This is a genomic window from Tepidisphaeraceae bacterium, assembly GCA_035998445.1.
Taxonomy (GTDB): domain Bacteria; phylum Planctomycetota; class Phycisphaerae; order Tepidisphaerales; family Tepidisphaeraceae; genus DASYHQ01.
The window spans coordinates 1-18,932 of record DASYHQ010000018.1 but is presented as its reverse complement, the minus strand read 5'-3'; the positions used below and the strand labels follow the sequence as shown (position 1 = coordinate 18,932).

25 protein-coding genes are annotated in these 18,932 nt (G+C 63.2%); 24 read left to right on the top strand and 1 reads right to left on the bottom strand.

Annotation, left to right across the window (positions count from 1 at the left end; translation table 11 throughout):
* Positions 1-19 precede the first annotated feature (19 nt).
* From VGN72_06620 to VGN72_06510, 23 genes are all read left to right on the top strand, one after another.
* Positions 20-1,093 (top strand): hypothetical protein, encoded by a 1,074-nt coding sequence (locus VGN72_06620; GenBank protein HEV7299024.1) that lies wholly within the window; start codon positions 20-22, stop codon positions 1,091-1,093.
* Positions 1,094-1,122: 29 nt separating this feature from the next.
* Entirely contained in the window at positions 1,123-1,659 is a 537-nt protein-coding gene (locus VGN72_06615; GenBank protein ID HEV7299023.1) for a hypothetical protein, read from the top strand.
* Positions 1,656-3,278, top strand: coding sequence for a DEAD/DEAH box helicase family protein (locus VGN72_06610; protein ID HEV7299022.1), 1,623 nt, complete (start codon positions 1,656-1,658; stop codon positions 3,276-3,278). The genes VGN72_06615 and VGN72_06610 overlap by 4 nt, the downstream gene beginning before the upstream one ends.
* Positions 3,262-5,421, top strand: coding sequence for a bifunctional DNA primase/polymerase (locus tag VGN72_06605; protein ID HEV7299021.1), 2,160 nt, complete (start codon positions 3,262-3,264; stop codon positions 5,419-5,421). Before VGN72_06610 ends, VGN72_06605 begins: the two co-directional genes overlap by 17 nt.
* Positions 5,422-5,751: 330 nt before the next feature.
* The gene (locus tag VGN72_06600) at positions 5,752-6,240 is read left to right on the top strand and encodes a hypothetical protein (GenBank protein ID HEV7299020.1); all 489 of its coding nucleotides are present in this window, start codon (positions 5,752-5,754) and stop codon (positions 6,238-6,240) included.
* A gap of 464 nt (positions 6,241-6,704) precedes the next feature.
* Entirely contained in the window at positions 6,705-6,920 is a 216-nt protein-coding gene (locus VGN72_06595) for a hypothetical protein (GenBank protein ID HEV7299019.1), read from the top strand.
* A 31-nt stretch (positions 6,921-6,951) separates the two neighbouring features.
* Entirely contained in the window at positions 6,952-7,650 is a 699-nt protein-coding gene (locus VGN72_06590) for a terminase small subunit (protein HEV7299018.1), read from the top strand.
* The gene (gene terL, locus VGN72_06585; GenBank protein ID HEV7299017.1) at positions 7,553-9,124 is read left to right on the top strand and encodes a phage terminase large subunit; all 1,572 of its coding nucleotides are present in this window, start codon (positions 7,553-7,555) and stop codon (positions 9,122-9,124) included. Before VGN72_06590 ends, terL begins: the two co-directional genes overlap by 98 nt.
* A 9-nt stretch (positions 9,125-9,133) precedes the next feature.
* Positions 9,134-10,654 (top strand): hypothetical protein, encoded by a 1,521-nt coding sequence (locus VGN72_06580; GenBank protein HEV7299016.1) that lies wholly within the window; start codon positions 9,134-9,136, stop codon positions 10,652-10,654.
* Positions 10,654-11,487, top strand: coding sequence for a hypothetical protein (locus VGN72_06575; protein ID HEV7299015.1), 834 nt, complete (start codon positions 10,654-10,656; stop codon positions 11,485-11,487). Before VGN72_06580 ends, VGN72_06575 begins: the two co-directional genes overlap by 1 nt.
* Before the next feature lie 20 nt (positions 11,488-11,507).
* Complete coding sequence (locus tag VGN72_06570) at positions 11,508-12,146, top strand: hypothetical protein (GenBank protein HEV7299014.1); 639 nt, start codon at positions 11,508-11,510, stop codon at positions 12,144-12,146.
* Positions 12,147-12,168: 22 nt separating this feature from the next.
* Positions 12,169-12,576: a hypothetical protein gene (locus tag VGN72_06565; protein HEV7299013.1), complete on the top strand. Its 408-nt coding sequence runs from the start codon at positions 12,169-12,171 to the stop codon at positions 12,574-12,576.
* Between the two features lie 72 nt (positions 12,577-12,648).
* Positions 12,649-13,749: a hypothetical protein gene (locus tag VGN72_06560; GenBank protein HEV7299012.1), complete on the top strand. Its 1,101-nt coding sequence runs from the start codon at positions 12,649-12,651 to the stop codon at positions 13,747-13,749.
* Positions 13,750-13,769: 20 nt separating this feature from the next.
* Positions 13,770-13,976 (top strand): hypothetical protein, encoded by a 207-nt coding sequence (locus VGN72_06555; GenBank protein HEV7299011.1) that lies wholly within the window; start codon positions 13,770-13,772, stop codon positions 13,974-13,976.
* Positions 13,973-14,233, top strand: a complete 261-nt coding sequence (locus VGN72_06550; protein HEV7299010.1) for a hypothetical protein — start codon at positions 13,973-13,975, stop codon at positions 14,231-14,233. Before VGN72_06555 ends, VGN72_06550 begins: the two co-directional genes overlap by 4 nt.
* A 115-nt stretch (positions 14,234-14,348) precedes the next feature.
* On the top strand, positions 14,349-14,693 hold the full coding sequence (locus VGN72_06545; GenBank protein HEV7299009.1) for a hypothetical protein: 345 nt from the start codon (positions 14,349-14,351) through the stop codon (positions 14,691-14,693).
* 5 nt (positions 14,694-14,698) lie between these two features.
* A complete protein-coding gene (locus tag VGN72_06540) occupies positions 14,699-14,998 on the top strand; it encodes a hypothetical protein (protein ID HEV7299008.1) in 300 nt (99 codons plus the stop codon).
* A gap of 71 nt (positions 14,999-15,069) precedes the next feature.
* Positions 15,070-15,330, top strand: a complete 261-nt coding sequence (locus VGN72_06535) for a hypothetical protein (protein ID HEV7299007.1) — start codon at positions 15,070-15,072, stop codon at positions 15,328-15,330.
* On the top strand, positions 15,327-15,755 hold the full coding sequence (locus VGN72_06530) for a hypothetical protein (GenBank protein HEV7299006.1): 429 nt from the start codon (positions 15,327-15,329) through the stop codon (positions 15,753-15,755). Before VGN72_06535 ends, VGN72_06530 begins: the two co-directional genes overlap by 4 nt.
* Complete coding sequence (locus VGN72_06525) at positions 15,752-16,018, top strand: hypothetical protein (GenBank protein ID HEV7299005.1); 267 nt, start codon at positions 15,752-15,754, stop codon at positions 16,016-16,018. Before VGN72_06530 ends, VGN72_06525 begins: the two co-directional genes overlap by 4 nt.
* A gap of 87 nt (positions 16,019-16,105) precedes the next feature.
* Positions 16,106-16,513, top strand: a complete 408-nt coding sequence (locus VGN72_06520; GenBank protein HEV7299004.1) for a hypothetical protein — start codon at positions 16,106-16,108, stop codon at positions 16,511-16,513.
* 197 nt (positions 16,514-16,710) lie between these two features.
* Complete coding sequence (locus VGN72_06515; protein HEV7299003.1) at positions 16,711-17,211, top strand: hypothetical protein; 501 nt, start codon at positions 16,711-16,713, stop codon at positions 17,209-17,211.
* Positions 17,208-17,408, top strand: coding sequence for a hypothetical protein (locus VGN72_06510; GenBank protein HEV7299002.1), 201 nt, complete (start codon positions 17,208-17,210; stop codon positions 17,406-17,408). The genes VGN72_06515 and VGN72_06510 overlap by 4 nt, the downstream gene beginning before the upstream one ends.
* 142 nt (positions 17,409-17,550) lie before the next feature.
* On the opposite strand, the gene VGN72_06505 is transcribed toward VGN72_06510, so the two are convergent.
* Positions 17,551-17,982 (bottom strand): hypothetical protein, encoded by a 432-nt coding sequence (locus VGN72_06505; GenBank protein ID HEV7299001.1) that lies wholly within the window; start codon positions 17,980-17,982, stop codon positions 17,551-17,553.
* A gap of 21 nt (positions 17,983-18,003) precedes the next feature.
* Between VGN72_06505 and VGN72_06500 the strand changes: the two genes are divergently transcribed.
* A partial coding sequence (locus VGN72_06500; GenBank protein HEV7299000.1) for a hypothetical protein occupies positions 18,004-18,932 on the top strand: 929 nt, incomplete at its 3' end.

The window sequence follows — 18,932 nt, the reverse complement described above, 5'->3', positions numbered from 1 at the left end:
GGCTTTAGCAGGAGAAAGCATGGCGAAGTTACCCGAACCGCCCGAAGATTCAGCCACAGTCGCCGCGATATACGCGGCATATGAGAAGGCGGAAAAGTCCCGCCTATCGCAACGGCTGGGCGCGTCCCAGATCGGCCATCCGTGCGCGCGAAAGCTCTGGTTCGATTTCCGCTGGGCCGGGAAGGAAGCCTTCGCTGGCCGAATGCTTCGGCTGTTCGAAACCGGCCACTTGGCGGAGGAGCGATTCGCGGCCAACCTCCGGACCATCGGCGCGGAGGTTCACACGGTCGACCCTGCGACCGGGCAACAGTTCGAATACACCGCCGTCGCCGGGCATTTCGTCTGCAAGATCGACGGCGCTGCCCTGGGCGTCCCCGAGGCCCGAAAGGCGTGGCACGCCTGCGAGTTCAAGACGCACTCGAACAAGTCTTTTACGGAACTACGCCGTAAAGGCCTGCGGGAAGCCAAGCCGGAGCACTTCGCGCAATTGTCGGTCGGCATGCTCCTGGCCGAGTTGCCCCGGGGGCTGTACCTGGCGGTGAACAAAGACACAGACGAGCTCTATTCGGAGCGGCTTCGCATCGAAGAAGTACGTGCGGACGCCGAACGACTGCTTTCCTTTGCTGGGCAGGTCGTGGCCGCCAAGAACCCGCCGGCACGCATTGCCGAATCGGCCGCTAAGCCGCCGTGCGTTTACTGCCCACACCGGGCGCGATGCTTTGGGGAAGAACTGCCCGCCGTCACCTGCAGGTCGTGCGTCCACGCGACGGCCGAGATGACCGGCCGGGGGGCGTGGACCTGCGCCAAACACAACCGCGTACTGGCTGAAGCCGAACAGGCCCGCGCGTGCCCCGATCATCTGTTCATACCCGAGACCATCCCGTTCGCCGAGGCAATCGACGCTGGCTACTCGCCCGACGGCGATTGGGTGGAATATCGCAATCTCGACGGCACGACGTGGCGGAACACGAAACAGACCCCCGGCTATCGCTCCGTCGAACTCTCCATCCTCCCAGCCTCGCTCGTCGGTGCCGGGGCAGTGGAAGATGCTAAATCCACGCTGGGCGGGGAAGTCGTGGAGGTGCTGCAGTGAGCAACATATCTGCTTTTCAAGGAGGAACCGTGCGAGCGACGGATAGGACACTGATCGCCAATCTTGGGTTCGCCGACCCCGACAAGGCCGACGGGCTGCACGATCGGATTTGCCAGTACCTGATGACGCCGGACGTCGCCACGCAGGTCGCTGCAATGATTCCCGCTCACGCGCCAGTCACGGTCCGCTCCGTGGCTCGCGCGACCGAAGTGCCACTCACAAAAGGACAGGGCAGCTACAAGCAGACCATCGGTTTTCTCGACGTGCTGTACAAGATTTTCTTTCAGTCATCTTCCGGCTCGTTCGACCAAGAACTGATCATCGAAGTGAAGTCCCGGGCGACCTCCGTTGGCGCCATGCTTCGACAAGTCAATTTGTACCGCGAGTACTGGCAGGGGTACGGCCGGCCAGCGTTCATGCTGGCAACGGCGTTCGACCTGACTGACGCTGACATGTCGCAGCTGGCCGCGTCGAAGATCCTTCACGTCCGCATCGGCGAACGATTTAACGAGTGGTCCGAACGACAGGATCGCATGGCCACCGTCGCGAGGATGAACGAAGTATGATCCTTCGGGACTACCAGTTAGAAGCTCGTCACGCCGTGAATCGTCACGTCGCGGAGAAGCACACAAACCCGCTCGTCGTCATCCCGACGGCTGGCGGGAAAACCGTTGTATTTGCGTCGTTGATTTACGACTGGTTCAACCACCCACAGTGGCCGGCCCCGCGGGTCGGGATATTGGCGCACGTTAAGGAACTTCTTTCCCAAGCGGAACGAAAGCTACTGCAGGTCTGGCCCGCGGCGCCGGTCGGCATCTATTCGGCCGGGCTGCGCCGTCGCGAATCGGCACCGATCACGATCGCCGCCATCCAGTCGATCTATCGACGGGCCTTCGATCTTTTCCCGTTCGACATTCTGATCATCGACGAGGCTCACCTGATCCCCACGACAGGGGAGGGCATGTATCGCCGATTCATCAACGATTGCAAAAAGATGAACCCGAACCTGATCGTGATCGGGTTCACGGCCACGCCGTTCCGATTGTCCGGGGGCTTCATTACCGGACCGGGTAAAATCTTGCATGAGGTGTGCTACGAGGCCGACATCGCGAGGCTCATCAAGGCGGGGTACCTGTCGCCTCTTCGCTCGAAAGGCACCTCTTCTGCCATCGATACCGTCGGCGTGGGCACTGCGAACGGCGACTTCATCGTGTCGGACCTAGAGGCTCGAGCAAACACGGACGACATGGTCCGTGGTGCCGTTCGCGAGATCGTCTCGCGTGGGGCCGATCGCGGGTCTTGGTTGATCTTCTGCTGCTCGGTGACCCATGCCGAGAACGTCAGCCGGGAACTTGCCTCGTACAGAATCACGGCACCCGTCGTCACGGGGGACACCAACCCTGGAGAACGCGATCAAATCATCACCGCGCTCGATGCCGGCACCGTTCGAGCCGTCTGCAACGTGAACTGCCTTACGACCGGGCTCGACGTCACTCGCATCGACTTAATCGCGATGTTACGGCCCACGAAGAGCACGTCGCTGTTCGTGCAGATGGCTGGCCGAGGATTCCGGCTGCATCCCGGCAAAACTGACTGCCTCGTTCTCGACTTCGGTGGCAACGTTCGTCGACACGGCCCGATCGACGCGATCCGGATGAGAGAATCGAGCGTCTGCGAGGGCAAGCCGTCTGCACCAGCCCCCACGAAAGAATGCCCTGAATGCCAGGAGATCATTCACGCGGCCGCCGTTGAATGCCCCGCGTGCCATCATCAGTTCCCCCCACGTGAGGGCCAGCATGATGCGCACGCCGACTCCGCGTCAATCCTGCGATCCTCGGAATCCTTCAGGGTGCATGTCGCTCGCGTGATCGTTGACGTGCATTCGAAGCCGGGCAAGCCCGATTCACTGCGGGTTACCTACTACGGCCCCACTCCGATCGAGCGTTACCGCGAATACATCTGCTTGGAACACGATGGTTACGCCAAAACAAAGGCCCACCAGTGGTGGGTACGCCGGTTCGGTCAGCCGGTGCCAGCCACGGTAGCCGACGCCATGGGCTCATTGTTCCTGGCCCACCGGCTGACTGACCTGACCGAATCAATCATGGTTCGGCAGGTGACAAAGTACCCGGAGATTACTTCGATCACCCTCAGAACGGATAAACCGCATGCGATCTTTGCTTGAACACGCACTAGCCTACACCGCTCGCGGCTGGCTCGTCTTCCCACTGCATAACCCCGTGGGGGAGGCGGGCGAGCTGCGCTGCAGCTGCGGGCGGCCAGAGGGGAAGAAAGAGGGCGAGTGCAGCAGTCCAGCCAAGCACCCGCGCACGAAGAACGGATTGTCTGACGCGACGACGGACGCCGCGCAGATCACCGCATGGTGGACGCGATGGCCGGACGCCAACATCGGGCTTCGAACCGGCCTGTCCTTTATCGTGATCGACGTGGACCCGCGTCATGGCGGCGACGCGAGCCTGGACGAGTTAGAAACGTCTCACGGCCTTCTCCCTCACACCCCCGAATCACAAACCGGCGGTTTGGGGCGTCACCTGCTTTTCAACTACATCCCCGGCTTTCGCAACTCGAACAACGCGATCGCTCCGGGCATCGATGCCCGCGGGGAAGGGGGTTACATCGTGGCGCCGCCCAGTCGGCACATGAGCGGGAACCATTACGAATGGGAAAGCTCGTCCCACCCCGATGACGTGCCGCTGGCCGATCTTCCGGACTGGCTTTGCCCCGGTTCACTTAAGATCGGTCAGCTGGCGGCAGGCAATCTGGCCTTCACGGCCGGCCCCGTTAAAGCCGACGGCTCCCCCGTTGCTATTGGCGGACGCAATACCGCCGCCGCGTCATTGGCCGGGCAGTTCATCACCGCCGGTGATAGCCTCCATGAGGTCATGCGTAAACTGAACGGATGGAACGAGAACAACCCTGCTCCGCTGTCCGCTGCCGAACTCGCCCGCACGGCGGCGAGCGTTGCCCGCACGCACCTTACGAAGAACCCCGGCGCCGTGGTGTACGTGAGCGAGCCGGAGATAGAACCGTCGGCCACGCTCCCGAATCGTTCCCCTTTCCCTGCCGACCTGCTTAACCCCCCAGGTTTTGTCGGCGAACTTTGCCGCTGGATCAACGCGACGGCGTACAAGCCGCAACCTGTATTCGCTTTAGCCAACAGCCTCGCGTTCTTTGGCACCATGCTGGGCCGAAAGGTGGCGACGGCTCAGGATCTGAGAACGAACATCTACTGCCTGGGCGTAGGGGCTTCGGGCTCGGGTAAAGATCATTCGCGAAAGTGCATCAAGAAAATCTGTGCTGAAGCCGGCATCGTCGACGCCATCCTTGGCGGCGAGGACATCGCGTCCGATTCTGCGCTGTTCTCCACCGTTCACGCACAGCCCACCGTTCTTTTTCAGCTGGACGAGATCGGTCACATGATCCGCGCGACCATGAGTAAGTACGCTCAGAACTACCAGCGCGCCATTCCGGTCCTGCTCACCAAGATGTTCTCTTCCGCTAACACCGTCCTGCTGGGCAAAGACTTCGCGGACCGAAAGAACAACGAGCGAAAGAAGGTCGACCAGCCGAACGTGTGCCTGTATGGAACAACCGTCCCAGGGCGACTGTACGACGGACTCTCCCCCGACGAGATCGCTGACGGCTTTCTGGGCCGCATGATCATCTTCGAGTCGGATGACCCGGATCCGAAGGAACATGACGACGTTGTTTCCGGGGCCGTTCCCTCCGAAATCCTCGCGATGGTAAAAGCATGGCACGTCCGACGGCTGCCGGCACCGCCTGACACTGGCAATATCGACGCCGTTATTCGCACGCATCCCATCCTGGTCCCTTTTGAACCGGACGCAGAAGCGGAGTTCCGTCGATTCGTCGTTCGATGCCGGGACCAAAAAGCTGCCCATCGCTCGAGTTCTCTGGACGCCCTTTGGTCACGGGCCGTCGAACATGCTCGCAAGGTCGCACTCATCCTGGCCTGCGGCATTGAGTACACCTCCCCGCGCGTCACGGCCGACGTGGCAGCGTACGCCGTTGCCCTGGTCGAACACCTCGTCACCCAACTCGTCATTTCCGTTCAAGATAACGTTTCGTCGTCAGAGTTCGGACGCGAGATCAATCGCGTACTGAAAGCAATTCGGACCGGCGGCGCCGATGGGGTCACCACCACGCAGCTGTCCCGGCTCACCCAAGGTATGCAGCCCCGCGTACGGACCGAAGCTCTGAACGAGCTAGTAATTAATGCTAGAATCATTAAGACGCAGAAAAAGGCCGCAAGGGGCGCACCAGCAACGGTTTATGTGGCCGCGTAATTAATATATACTCATAGGGGTCGTTTCCCTTTTTCCGATTAATTAAATACTACTCACCTATAGAGTCTCTTACAGAGAGTCTGTAGGTGTCCTCGTTTTCAGGGAGAGAAAGATAGAAAGAGAATAAGTAATATGAGTATATATTAAATATACATTGTTATATCTCTCTGTGGTTACCATGCTTACGGTCGATGATTTCGTTCATACTACCCAGATTAAATCCGCCCATCCGTCTACCACTCGCGCGACGACGGGCAGGAAAAGGCCGCCTAACCCCCACCCCTAGTGGTTTTTAATTGAATCGCCCCAGATATAGCGTAGAATTGAAGCATGGCAAGCCCCTTAGCCGTCGCCAACCGAAAAGACATCCGCCGCCTGGAGAAGCTGCGCAAGGATCGGGAGGCCGCCGAACGCCAGCAGGCCACCCGGGAGGAGCGACAGCGCCACGAGCGGCTGGTCGTCGCCCGGATGACCAAACGCATGTGGCGCCCGCCCTACGCCGCGTTCCTCGGCATCGCGTGGGACTACAACTGGCCGCCGGCACCGCCCGAGATGTTCGACCACTACGCCTACTGGCAGGCCCGCCGGTGCGGCTGGGACGTGCTACGGCGCGAGTTCGTCGGCGTCTGGCCGTGGTGGGCCGCCCTGAGCGACAAGCAGCGGGATTCGCTTGCGGACCTGCGCCGGGCCAGCGTGCTGCGGACGGGCGATCAGGTGGACGAGCGGATCGACCCGAAAGAGGTTCTGGGCAGGGCGGTCAGCGACGTGGAAGAGGTAAGGAATTGGGGACGCGGAGAACGGAAAGAGGTGATGGGATGAGCGGAAAGCCTCGGATAGATTTTGGGCTGAATAGTACCCTCTACATGAAGGCGACGGCGAGTTGCCCGACGCTGAAGCTGTCGCCGTTGGTGCCGGGTATTGAGTTCGCGCGGGCGCGGGAAATGTTGATGAGGACATTCTGCACGCCCCGGCCATACCTCGAATTGAACAACGTTCACTTGCTCAGTCGCACCAGCGGATACCCGTTGAGGCACATAGCCGACGCGTACCAGAATCAGTACCGCCCGTGGGGGCTCATGTCTGCCGTTCGCCGCCGTCGTCTCAATCGTCGAATCGCCCGGTTGCGGGGCAAGCGTCGCCGCGACATTGACTCTACCGGCCACCGGTGGGGCATGATGTGTCCGTAGTTGTGTACCAATTCAATTTTTCTACCCCTTGCGGTTGCTGTACTTACGCCAAACGATACCCCGCACCCGTCCCTCTGGTAGATGGTTCGCGTGCTCATGAAGACGGGATTAACGCAGCTACAGGCCCGCGTGGCATTGCTGGTCGTCCATGAGCGCGCGTCGTTCCGTCAGGTGGCCACCGTGATGGAGAAGGACGAATCAACCGTCCGCCAACACTGGCACGCCGCCGTGTCGAAGTATCCACGGTTGGAACGCCAGCGGCATTGCCCCCGTGGCCGGGTGCGTACCCATCGCCTCGAAGCCGTCGCCTGACCCCTCGACCCCCTGGAAGTGATGTGAAGACGTGGCCGGTAAGCGAACAACCAAGAAGCTCGTACAGGCCACGGAAGTCAAGCCGTACGTGCTGCCGGATGTTGAGGCGAGGCCGGAAGTCGACGACGGCGCGTGGGACGATGAGGGCCTAACCGTCAAGCAACGCCTGTTCGTAGACGCCATCATTGGCCCCGCTGGCGGTAACGCCACCAAGGCCGCCGAGATGGCTGGCTATGCCGCGGACAACCGCCGGAACCTCGAATCGACCGCCTCCCGTACGTTGAGTTTTGTCAAGGTTAGGGAAGCGATAGGGCGTCGCCTGGCCCGCGCCAATCTCAGTCCCGATTGGGTGCGAGAGATGACCGCCGCTCTTGCCGCGTCGAATATGGGTTCGTTCCTCACGCTGGATGCTGAGGGACAGCCCGTCATCGACTGGCGCCAGGCCGAGCGGATGGGGGCGTTCGTCCAGATCCGAAAGTACAAGCAGAGGGGGATCGAGCAGGGCGGCGAGGTGACGGTCATCGAACGCCAGATCGAGACGCACAACCCCGCCCCGTACCTGCAACTGCTGGCCCGCATACTGGGCATTGTGCAAGAGCCGGGCAGCCCCACTGTAACCGTCACCGTGAACCGTGCCAGCGACGACGACCTTATCCGTATCGCCACAAGAAGCAGCGCGGGAACTGCTGAGGCGCCGGCGGGCGCGGGCGTCTCTGACCGGGTTCGCTAACGCCGTCAACATTCCCGGCAAGCCCGCCGAGGAAGACCCGACGGGTTGGCTGTTCGAGCCGGTTGAGACGACGTTAGCCGCCCATCACCTGCTGCTACTGGACCATCTGGAAAAGGTGGCCCGTGGTGAGATTCAGCGGCTGATGGTGTTCATGCCGCCCGGCTCGGCTAAGAGCACGTATACCAGCGTCGTCTTCCCCGCGTGGTACATGGGTTGGCGGCCTGGCTCCAAGATCATCCTAGCATCCTACGCCAGCGACATCGCCCGAAAGCAGGGCCGCAGGGCCCGGCAGATCGTCCGCTCCCCCGGCTATGTCCCGATCTTCGGCGCTACGATCAGCGATGAGTCGAGCGCCGCGGACCAATGGTCGCTGTCGAACGGATCGGAGTTCATGGCCGGCGGCATCCTGTCCGGTCTGACCGGCAACCGCGGGCACGGCATCATCATCGACGACCCGGTAGCGGGGCGAGAGGAAGCCGACAGCGAGACGATCCAAAAGAAGACGCTTGAGGCTTATCAGGACGATCTGCGGACCCGCCTGATTCCCGGCGGATTCGAGATCATCGTCCAGACGCGATGGAACAAGAAGGATTTGGCCGGGCGCATCCTGCCCGAGCGATGGGCGGGCGAGTCGGGGCCGATCGGGTGCCGCGACGGCAAGGTGTGGCACGTCATCTGTCTACCGGCCATCGCCGAGCGCGCTGACGACCCGCTGGGCCGATCCATTGGTGAACGCTTGTGGAAGGAATGGTTTACCGCCGACCACTTCGAGACGTTCCGCAAGCAAGGGCGTACGTGGTCTGCGCTCTTCCAGCAGCGCCCGACCGACCCCGAGGGCGGCTACTTCAAGCGTGAGTGGTTCAAGGTCATCGAGGCTGATCGCGTCCCGCAGCTGACGAAGGTTGTCCGCTGCTGGGACTTGGCCGCTACCGCCGAGGGCGAGAATGGCAACGACGACCCCGACTGGCTCGCAGGCGTGAAGATGGGGCGGACGGCCGATGGCCGTTATTACATCCTTCACGTTCATCGCGCCCGCGTCTCAGCGAAGGTGGTCGAAGATCGCATCAAGCAATACGCGATGACCGATGGCCGCGACGTGGCCATTCGCATCGAACAGGAAGGGGCTGCGTCCGGAAAGATCGTCAAGTCGCACTTTGAGCGGATGTTGGACGGCTTCGACGCCCGGTTCACCGGAATTCCCCGTAACTCTAAATTGACGCGGTCGGGCCCGTTCAACGCCGCGTGCGAGCGTGGCGACGTGTTCCTCGTGCAAAGCGCCGCATGGAACGAAGACTTCATTGAAGAGTTGATCGCGTTCCCGCTGGGGCCGCACGACGATCAAGGGGACGGGGCGAGCGGTGCGTATGCGTTCCTCACCGACGAAAGCAAGCCCTGGGACCTCGACGCCTTCAAGTCCGTCCGTGGCCGATCAATCCCGCACGACCCCTTCGCAGCCGCCGGCCACCGCCGTTAACCCGATCCAATGCCTTCCCCACTCTTCTACGGCACCGAGACGGCGATGCACAACGGTGCGAGGTTCCGCGACCAGCCGTTCCTGTGGGATTGGCAGTCGTGGGCGAACCATTACGCCGAGTGGAAGTTGCGTTACCACGGCAGCGTCTACCGGACGCGACAAGAGGGCGGGTTACTCGACGCGATCTACCAGGACCTGACCGGGCTGGATTGCACCGACGACAACGACAAGACGGCCAAGATCGTCGCGCAGGTGACGACGAAGTCGATTGTCGACCCCTATCAAGCGTGCCTGAGCGGCGCGTTCGGTGACGAGATCGAACTGGCCGACGACGCCAAGGGCGAACCGCCGAGCGACGCGCTACGCGATGGTATTACCGCGATCTGGCAGGACTCGGAACTGGACATCGCCAAGGAGCGTTACCAGAACTACCTGGCCAACCTCGGGACGTGCATTCAGCGCGTCGTCGCCCGCGACGATGCCGTCGACCCTTCCCGGCGCAAGGTGACGATCCAATTCGAGCATCCGAGGCGGCTGAAGGATTACGACACCGACAAGGGCGGGCACGCGGTCGACGTGCTGCTGGCCTATGAGATCCTCAACGGTGAACTGGGCGAGAAACGCCGGGTCGTGAAGGTTGAGGAACGACTGACGAAAACGTCGTTCTCGCTCAAGTATGACGGCGTGGAGCGACTGACGCCGGCCGAGCAGGTGAACCGCCTGGGCGTCTGTCCGATCGTCATCGCGATGCACGTCGGTGACGACGACAGCGACCGCGGCCTGCCCGCCCACTACGGCGCGTGGCAGACGATCGACTGGATCAACCTCATCGCCACTGCGCAGGGGTGGAGCGTCTACGACCACGGTTACCCCGAATGGCTGGCGGCCGGCGCCGGCGACCCGCCCAAGAACTTCATGATGGGCCGCCATTACGCGAAGTACGTCAAGCTACAGAAGGACGATCCGACGCCGTTCCTGCAGGCGATCGTCCCGCAGCTACAGCAGGGCGAGGCCCGCGAGTATTGGCTGTCGTTGATCGGCCAGCTCATGCGGAACTATCCCGAGATGGTCCTGGCCGACATGAAGGCCCTCAGCGGCCTGTCTGGCGAATCCATCAGCAACCTGCTGATGCCGGTCAAACAGTTGATCCTCAAGGCCCGCGCCCGCTACGAAGCCTCACTGTGGGACGCCCTGCGGATCGCCCAAAGTTGGCGCATCCTGCTGGGCATCAGCAATTACGGTACGGGCGTGGGGACGGCGCAGGCCGCCGACGCTGCGTTTCGTCGCAGGTTGCTTCATGGCAGCTTCAAGCCTCGCGCGGCATTGCCGCAGACGATGTGGGACCAGCTGAAGCAGGTGGAACTGGAAACGTCCCGTCGGACCCGCGACATCGCCGACGGTGTGGCGCTCGCCAAGCTGGCCGACCCGCAGGCCGGGTTGACCGTCGCTGCCGGCGGTCCGGTCGAGGACGTCGAGACGATCATCGCCCGCAAGGCGGGGCCGGGGTCGATTCCCTCCGAAGAGATGTAATGGCCGAAGCCCTCGCCATCCCCGACCTTGAGATCGTCGGCACGCCCGAGGCCGATCGGGAAGAGGATGAGTGGCTATTCCTGTTGCCGTTCCTGCTGGGCCAACGTCGTGACGCCGCCCGCCAATCGTGGGCCGCTGCCGTGCCCGCCGAATACGCGGGGATGATTGACGCCACGCTGTACGCCGTCCGCCAAGCCGTCCCCCCGCAACCGCCCGCGTGGTGGTTCCTTCGGGATGAACAGCGTTACGGCATCGGCACCCGCCGCCTCGTGCTGCCCGACGCGGTACAGGCGACGGTCGACGCTTATAGCGATGCGATGGCCGCCGAGATCGAACGCACAACGCGGGCGATGATGGCTGGGTCCATCACGCTGTCGCAGTGGCAATCGGCGATGCGCGACACGCTCATTGCTTACCAAATCGCACTCGCAGCCGTGGCAGGCGGGGGCGTGGGGCAGTTGACGGACGAAGATGACCGCCGACTTGCCGCCGCCCTCGCGTTCGCGTTGGTCCGCCTTGGCGTGTTCGCCCGGGCGTTGTCCGACGGGACTTACACCGATCCTGACGCGGTACTCCGAAGGGCGGGGTACTACGCCGCCGACGCGCGGCAGCAGTACGAGGCGTCGCGGTACGCGTCCCACGTCGCCGTCGGCTACCGATTCGCGTTCAACGTGCTCGACGCCGCGAGCGAGTCCTGCAGCGATGGGACGCCGGAAGTGCCCGGTTGCGTCGAACTGACCGAGGCTGGCTGGATTCCGATAGACGACATGATCCTGCCCGGTGGGCGCCGCTGTTCCTTCCAATGCCGTTGCCGCGTTGAGTATCGACGCTAACCGTTCACCCCTAAACAATTATGTTCAAGCCAATCCCCAACCCGTACACGTTCCACCGTAGCCTGATGGGTTCCATCCATTACGACACGCCCGATGAAGGGGGCGAGTCGCAGGGAGAGAACAAGCCGGCCGGGAAACCCGTTGAGCCACCCAAGGCCGACGACACCGACGCGAAGATCGCCGCGGCCATCGCCGCCGAGCGCACGAAGTGGGAAAAGGCCGCCGCCGACAAGGCCGCGGCCGACAAGGCGGAACGCGACCGGAAGGAAGCCGAGGCCAAGGGCGAGTGGGAGAAGGTCGCCACCGACGAGCGCACGAAGCGTGAGTCGCTGGAACGCGACCTCGCGCAGGAACGGCACGATAAGGCCGTCGACCGCGAGATTGCCGTTTACCTGGCTGACCCTACGCGCAAGGATTACGCGGGCGTGGCGGAGCGGTACGTGCGGCCCACGCTCGACCTGCAGCCCGGCGCCGACCAATCGGCCATCGCGAAGGCGGTCAAGGCCGCCTGCGACCAATACATCAAAGACAACCCACGCCCGAGCGGCTTTGGCGGCACGCCCGGCAGCCACGGCCACAAGGCTCCGGCGGGTTCTAACATTCCCAGGCGAACCAATGGCTACGGCGGCGCGGCAAGCGTTGCGTCGAGCCGCTTTTAACCCTCACTTTTAGGAGTCTCACATGGCCACCGTAGCCACCACCACCGCAGGTCGAATCGAAGTCGTCGAATGGGGCGAGCAGGACAACGGCGTCGCCGCTGCCGACATCACCGCTGGCACGTTCGTTCGCAAGGACACGAGCGGCAAGTGGATTCAGTCCCTCGCCACGAGCGCCACGAACGCCGCCGGCGCTCGCCTGGCACTCCGCACCGTGAAGGCGGGCGAGGCCCTGACCGGCATGAAGAACGGCGTCGTCTCGGGTTACACCGTGACGCAGGCGTACAACGCCTCGCTCTACCTCTCCGATACCGGAACGCTGGCGGACACCGCCGGCACCACGTCCGTCGTCGTCGGCCGCGTGCTGGAAGGCACCGCCGTCGCGCCCGGGACCGCGTACGACAAGAACGTCCGCATCGACTGCCCGAACTAACAACCATTAACCCAAATGGGCACGGCGGCGAGTACCGCACGACCCGCAAACACCCCTTTAGGAGTACACGCCATGCCCATTTACGGAATCTGGCAGGAAAAGGACCTCGACCTGAACGAAAACGGCGACGTGATCGCCAGTGAGGTGGACCGCGTCGCGTTGCTGGAGGCCCAGCTCGAGACCGTCGCCACCGCCAATGCGGAAATCCAGCGGCACGTCCGCGTCTTCGCCGACCCGACGACCAAGTCGCAGCTGGCGGTCCGGCTCGGTGCCGACAACGAGTTTCAGGCGCTCGACGAAAACGGTCGCCCGCAGCCGGTGAAGGGCGGCGGTTCGTACATCGCCGGCGTACCGCTGTTCAAGGGAGGGACCGCCGAAGGCTGGAACTTCTGGACGTTCGAGCAGATGACGCTGCGCGACTTCGCGGAAAGCCTCGACCAGATGGTCTCGGCCTACGCGAAGTGGGTGCGTCGTCAAATGCTGGCGCCGCTGTTCTACAACGGCGCAGGCTTCAACTTCACCGACCCCCGCCTGGGCGAAGACTTGACCGTCTACGGCCTGGCCAACGGAGACGACGTGGTCTACCAGTCGAGCAACGGCGCCGCGACCGATAGCCACTATAGCGCACAGGCTGCCGCCATCTCCGATGCGGCCAACCCGTTCACCGCGATCTACAACGATCTGATCGAGCACCCGCAGAACGGCAGCCGCATCGTGGCGTTCGTGGCGTCCGATCAGGTTGCGGCCATCCGCCTGCTGGCTGGCTTTGCCCCCGCGACGCGAAACATGATCAGCGTCATCCCCGCGACTGGCGACGAGACGATCGACCCGCTGCAGGCCCCCGGGCTCAACCTGCCGCTGGCGAGCACGATGACCTACATTGGGATGCACGAGAACACGTACATCGTGCAGTGGAGCAGCCTCCCCAGCGGGTACATCGTCCACGTCGCCATCGACGCGGCGGTCAAGCCGTTGGCGCTGCGCGAGTACCCCCAGCCGGCGCTGCGCGGCCTGATCAATCAGGGCGAGCCCATGAGCCGGTTCCCGTACCAGCAGAACAACTACGTCGCCGCGGTCGGCTTCGGCGGTAAGAATCGGGTTGGGGCCCACGTCCTGCGCGTCGGCAATGCCTCGTACGCCGCGCCGACGGCCTACCCGTTCCCGATCGCCTAAACGGATAAGGAGCGTTAGTCGTGGCAGACCCTACCGCTGTGGCCGTGCGTCGCGCGCAGGCCGAACTAAAGCTGGCGCAGAGCGCGTCGGAAGTTGCGCACCAACTGGGCATCACGTTCCGGTCGGCGACGGTTCCACGGAACCGCTACCCGGACCTATACGCCGCCGAGCTGCTGGAACGTATCGACGATTTGCTGCTGCAGATTAAACAAACGAGGACCCCATGAAAGACCTGATCACCCGCGAGATTACCCCGCCCCCGTCCCACGAAGAGTACCGCGCCGATATCGAGCGGCGCATTGCCGAGGCTAACGCGCCGAAGGGCAAGGCGCCATCCAAGCCCGCCGACGAGCCCACCTTCGCCGGCAAGCCGTTGTCCTACTTTGCGGACAAGAGCGACGAGCAGATCCTGGCCGACAAGTCCGTCCGCGTCGGCGAGAAGACGCTGAAGGACATCCGCGACGCCCAGCGTTCGCAGAAGTAACCGCCCCATGCCCCACCCGCCCAACACGTTCGGGGACGACGCGGGCGCGGCCCTGGGCTGGGTCGTCGTCGCGTGGCTGATGGCGGCGTTGGCGGTGTGTTGTTGAGGGAGTGAGATGAGCGAACCGGCCGAAAAGTACGTCCCGTTGAACTACGTCCAGCTGCGGCCCGACGACCCAACGCCGATACCTGACGATTCTCTTCCCGAATGTAACCCCGCATGGGTGGCCCCCGACGGACTCAATGTTATCCGCATCGAAGCTGACAGCTTCACGGACGCCACGCGGCAACTACCCCGCATCGGGCAAAAAGTGAGTCCGTATCTAGCGGTGAAGAAATACGACGTCTACAGGTTTGGCCCCCGAACCTTCCTCGCGTTCGTGGAGCACGAGAAAGTAAACCCTCGCGACGACATCCGCCGCCGCTGGGCCGCCTACCGCCGGTCGCCGCAACTGGTGTGACATCTATGGCCGTTCCCCAAAACATCGAACGATTCCTGCGCGTCGTTACCGACAGCAAGTACCAGTTCTCGCTGGGGCTGCTGGCGACGATGTTTGGTGTGTTCCCCGCCGACTGGCGGTTGCTGGTGTGCGTGACGGCCATCGGGTGCATCACCATCGCCGCCGAGGGTGTTCGCGATTACGCGAAGAACCGGGACGTGCCGGTCGATGGCAAACTGGCCGTCAACGTCGGCACGAACGCGACGGGGACGGTGACGCAGAACACGACGCCGCCCGCTGACGAGCCATACCCTCGCGTCCAATGAGCACTCCCTTGCATGGCATTCGGACGCGCGTCAGTTCGACGGGCAAGAGCATCCTCGTTTTGGAGTACGACGTGAGCGAAATCGGAATCGACATCAAGGCCGTGCTGGAAGAGAACGCCCGGCTCACTCGCGTGGTCACCACGCAAGCCGAAGAGATCGCCACGCTGAAGGCGGGTGCGCTCAAGGTCGATGACGAGGATCTGAAGCAATTAGCCCAGCTCAAGAAGGTGGCTGGTGCGATAAAAAAGCCAAAGGCCGAAAAGCCCGCCGTCGTCGAAGTAACGCCCGCCGATGAGCCCACCGCCGCCGACATCTTCAAGGTGAACCAATGAAGAACCTCGCAATCCGCATCCTCATGCTGCTGGCCGTCGCGCTGCCTACCGCCGTTGGGACGTTGTTCATCGGAACGATGAGCGGCTGCGCTATCACGCCCGTCGAGAAGGGTCAGAACGTCGCCCTGGTCAACACGGAGCGGGCGCAGGTCGCCGCCGTCGGCACCCTGAAAGAGTTCTGGAAGTTCGACCACCGCAACGCGGAGTGGTTGACGCGCAACGCGCCGCTGGTGCGACAGGTGGCCGATCGCACTCGCCAGCAGGCACCGGACATCATCCGTGAGGTGCGGCGACTGACCGTCGAGTACAAGGCAGACGTAGCGGCGGGGCGACGGCCGGCGGATGGGCCGTTGCAGGAAGCCATCGACAAACTGGAAGCGTTGGCCGCCGACGCCGCCAAGGCCCAAGCCGGAGTCCAACGATGAGCGCCACGAGTGCCCTAGCCGCGCTATCCCTGTCGTTCGAGGTCTACAAAGCCGCCGCCGCCGCGTTCGACGCATGGCGCCGGGCCGCCCGCATGTCCGGCGCGCTCACGCCCGAGCAGGATGCCGCGTTCGACCGTGAGATCGAAGAGATGCTGACGGCCGACTACGCCAAGACTGACGCGCAGCTTGCGGCAGAAGGTCGCCCGCGCGTGCCGGTGGCGGTGGTGGGGGATGAACCTGTACAGGATGAGCCGGTTCGGTAGTCGGCGAAACTCGTCGCTTCCGCTACCATCGTCGCACAAATCTCATACGTCGTCTCGGCACGGCACACCCTTTGACGCATGACACACATGACCGAACACGGAAAACTTGACGTGATGAAGATCGCCCTCACGGCGATGGTCAGCGTCGTGCTGACCGGGCTGACCGCCTACATTGCGCTCGGTCGCAACCTCATCACCCGTGCGGACCTGAAGGAATACGTGCAGGAGTCGACCATCTCCCGACAGGAGATGGAGACCTACGTCGATCGCCACTCGCCGTACGCGAACGACAAGTCGCGGCTGGAATCGGTGCTCGCCACATTGGCCAGTACCGTGGCAAAGCAACAGGGGACCATCGAGACGGTGCAGCGCGACGTGGACGCCAGCAAGACGAATCAGACGCGCATCGAGACGAAGCTGGACATCCTGCTATCCGAGGCCCGCAACCGGAGCGGCAACGGCAACGGCAACGGCAACGGCGCGATGAAGCAGTAGCCTTCCCATTCCCTGCGATACCAACGGCTGCGGAAACACCTGTTGTCGTCATGCCCTTCAAACGCTACGGCCGCCGTCGCCCCTACACCGAACGTGGCGTCCGGCGGCTGCCGTGCTACGTCTGCGGCACCCGAGCCACCGCGCAGGCGCAGGACGGCCCGCTGTGGCGTCCGGTCTGTTCACTACACCCAACCCCCATGTCAAACCCCACCGTCATCCGTCACGCCCTGTCCACGCAGGACGGTCAGCAGTTCGAAGGATGCACGAAGGCGACCGTCGCCGGTGCGTTCAACATCGAATATTGGCTGAAGGGCGGCGACCGCTCGTACGTCTCTGTGGATGGCGGGAAGGAACGGCTGGAAGGCGCATCGCCCCTCTGGGCGTTCGGTGACGACGGGGGCGTGCCGAACTTCCCGGCGATGAGCGAGGGCGTCCACACCGTGAAGGTGACGCCGGCCGATGCCAAGGGGAAGCGGGGGACGCCGGTGGTGTTTGAAGTGACGGTGAAGGCAAGGCCGCCCATCGCGGGCGGTGGGGCGCCGAAGCCGGACTTGCGGGGACGGGTGGCGGAGTTGGAGAAGCAGTTGGCGACCGAGAAGGCCCGCGAAGTGGGGATGACCGTCAACCTTGAGGGCGTCGTCACGTCGGTCGATGGAAAGACGCGATTTCCCAATCAGTTCAAGGTTGTGGCGGGATGATGGATGATCAGTTCTGGCATTTCGTCGCAAACGTCTTGCGTCTCATTGGCACTCTATGCGCTTTGCCCGTGTTCTGGGTGGTGGCCATGCGCTCAGCCAAGAATGTGCGGATGGGCCGCAAGGCCGCGCCAACGGACCCGCTGTTCTGGTGGGCTTTCATCGGCTTGTGGTGTTTTGTGGTTGCCGGGTGGAAGTAATGCTGTTCCGCGATGACTTGAAAGACTGGCAGATCGCCCAACAGATGTTCGGCAACACCGAAAAGCGAACGACGCACGTCGTCAAGAAACTTCGCAAGCTGCTGCCGCGATGGGCCGTCGAGCGGCTATCGGACGAATGGTGCTACGCATCAGGTGGCGATGACTGGTGGTTGATCCCATCTGGCGTGCTGTCGGGCGGAAACACGGCGGGAAGCGTAGACCATTCTACGACCGTCATTGACTCGCCTTTGTGAATGACCTTGCCTGAATTGGGCGGCACGAGCCACATTTGCCCGCCCAATATCATCAACAGCGCATCGCGTGGATGAGCCTCAGCGATCTTGAACGATTCCGAATCCTCCAGCATGACCGCCACCATGTTTCCGTGTCGGATGATGAGCAGGCGGTTCGACGTGTCGCCCTTGGCTGTGAGAGGGTTATAGGCGAGGCGATCGGCTGGCACGATCTGATAACCGTTCCCCGGTTGGATCGTACAGCATTGTTGCATCAGCGATATTTCCGTTTCGGTCGTGCTTCGGCCCCAGTCCGGCAGGTAGCTGTTTTCGTCGCTCATCCCCCGATTCTACCACACTAAATGCCCACCATCGGCATCAAATTAGCCTCGCTCGGCACCCCCGCGCCCGCCGCGCCGGTCCTGTCGTCGCTCGACGCGACCGCCGACGGCGTGGTCCTGACGTTCGCGGCCACCGCTGGGACGGAGATTCGCGTCTACCTCGCCTCGACGCTGGTCGCCACCCTGGCGGCGAACGCGACGACGTACACCGACCTGCCCGCCCCTGGGACGCAGTACAGCTACCGCGTGGTGGCCTACGACGCGGCGACGGGGAAGTCGTCAACGAGCGCGAGCCAGACGGTCACGAGGCCGAAGCGGTCGGCACCTTCGGTCGGGTTCACCGCGACGGCCACGCCCATGCACAACCTGCTGGAATGGAACGCCGAGACGGTCAGTGGCTGGCGGGTGCTGGCTGAACGTTCATTGGACCGCCAGACGATCGACGCCACCGGGCAACCGGCGACCGTTCCCGAAACTATCCCCGAGACGATCAACCTGCCCGCCGGCACGCTGGCCTATACCGACACGGCGTCGCTGCCCGGTCGGGAGACGCGGTATTACCTGTCGTCGATCGACGCGCAGGGGTACGAGTCCGAACGGGCGTTAGTGAGGGCCACCCGACCGCTTCCGCCAACGGTGGAGGAACCGGACAAGCCCGCCGCGCCCGAGGTCTTCACCGCGACCTACAGCGGCACGTCGATCGTCATCGTCTACAGCGCGACACACCCGGTGCGCATCAGCCGTCGCGATGCCGGCGGATCCGCCTACGTGCTGCTGGCGACCGATACGGCCACGCCCTTCACCGACGCGGGCATCGACCCGGCCAAGGGGTACGACTACCAGTTCGAGACGTTCGATGGCGAGTTGGCGAGCGCCCCGGTCACGATCCAGGCCCGCCCGGTGCCGGTGGTCATCGTCGTCACCGGCAACATCCACGTGGATGCCGACGA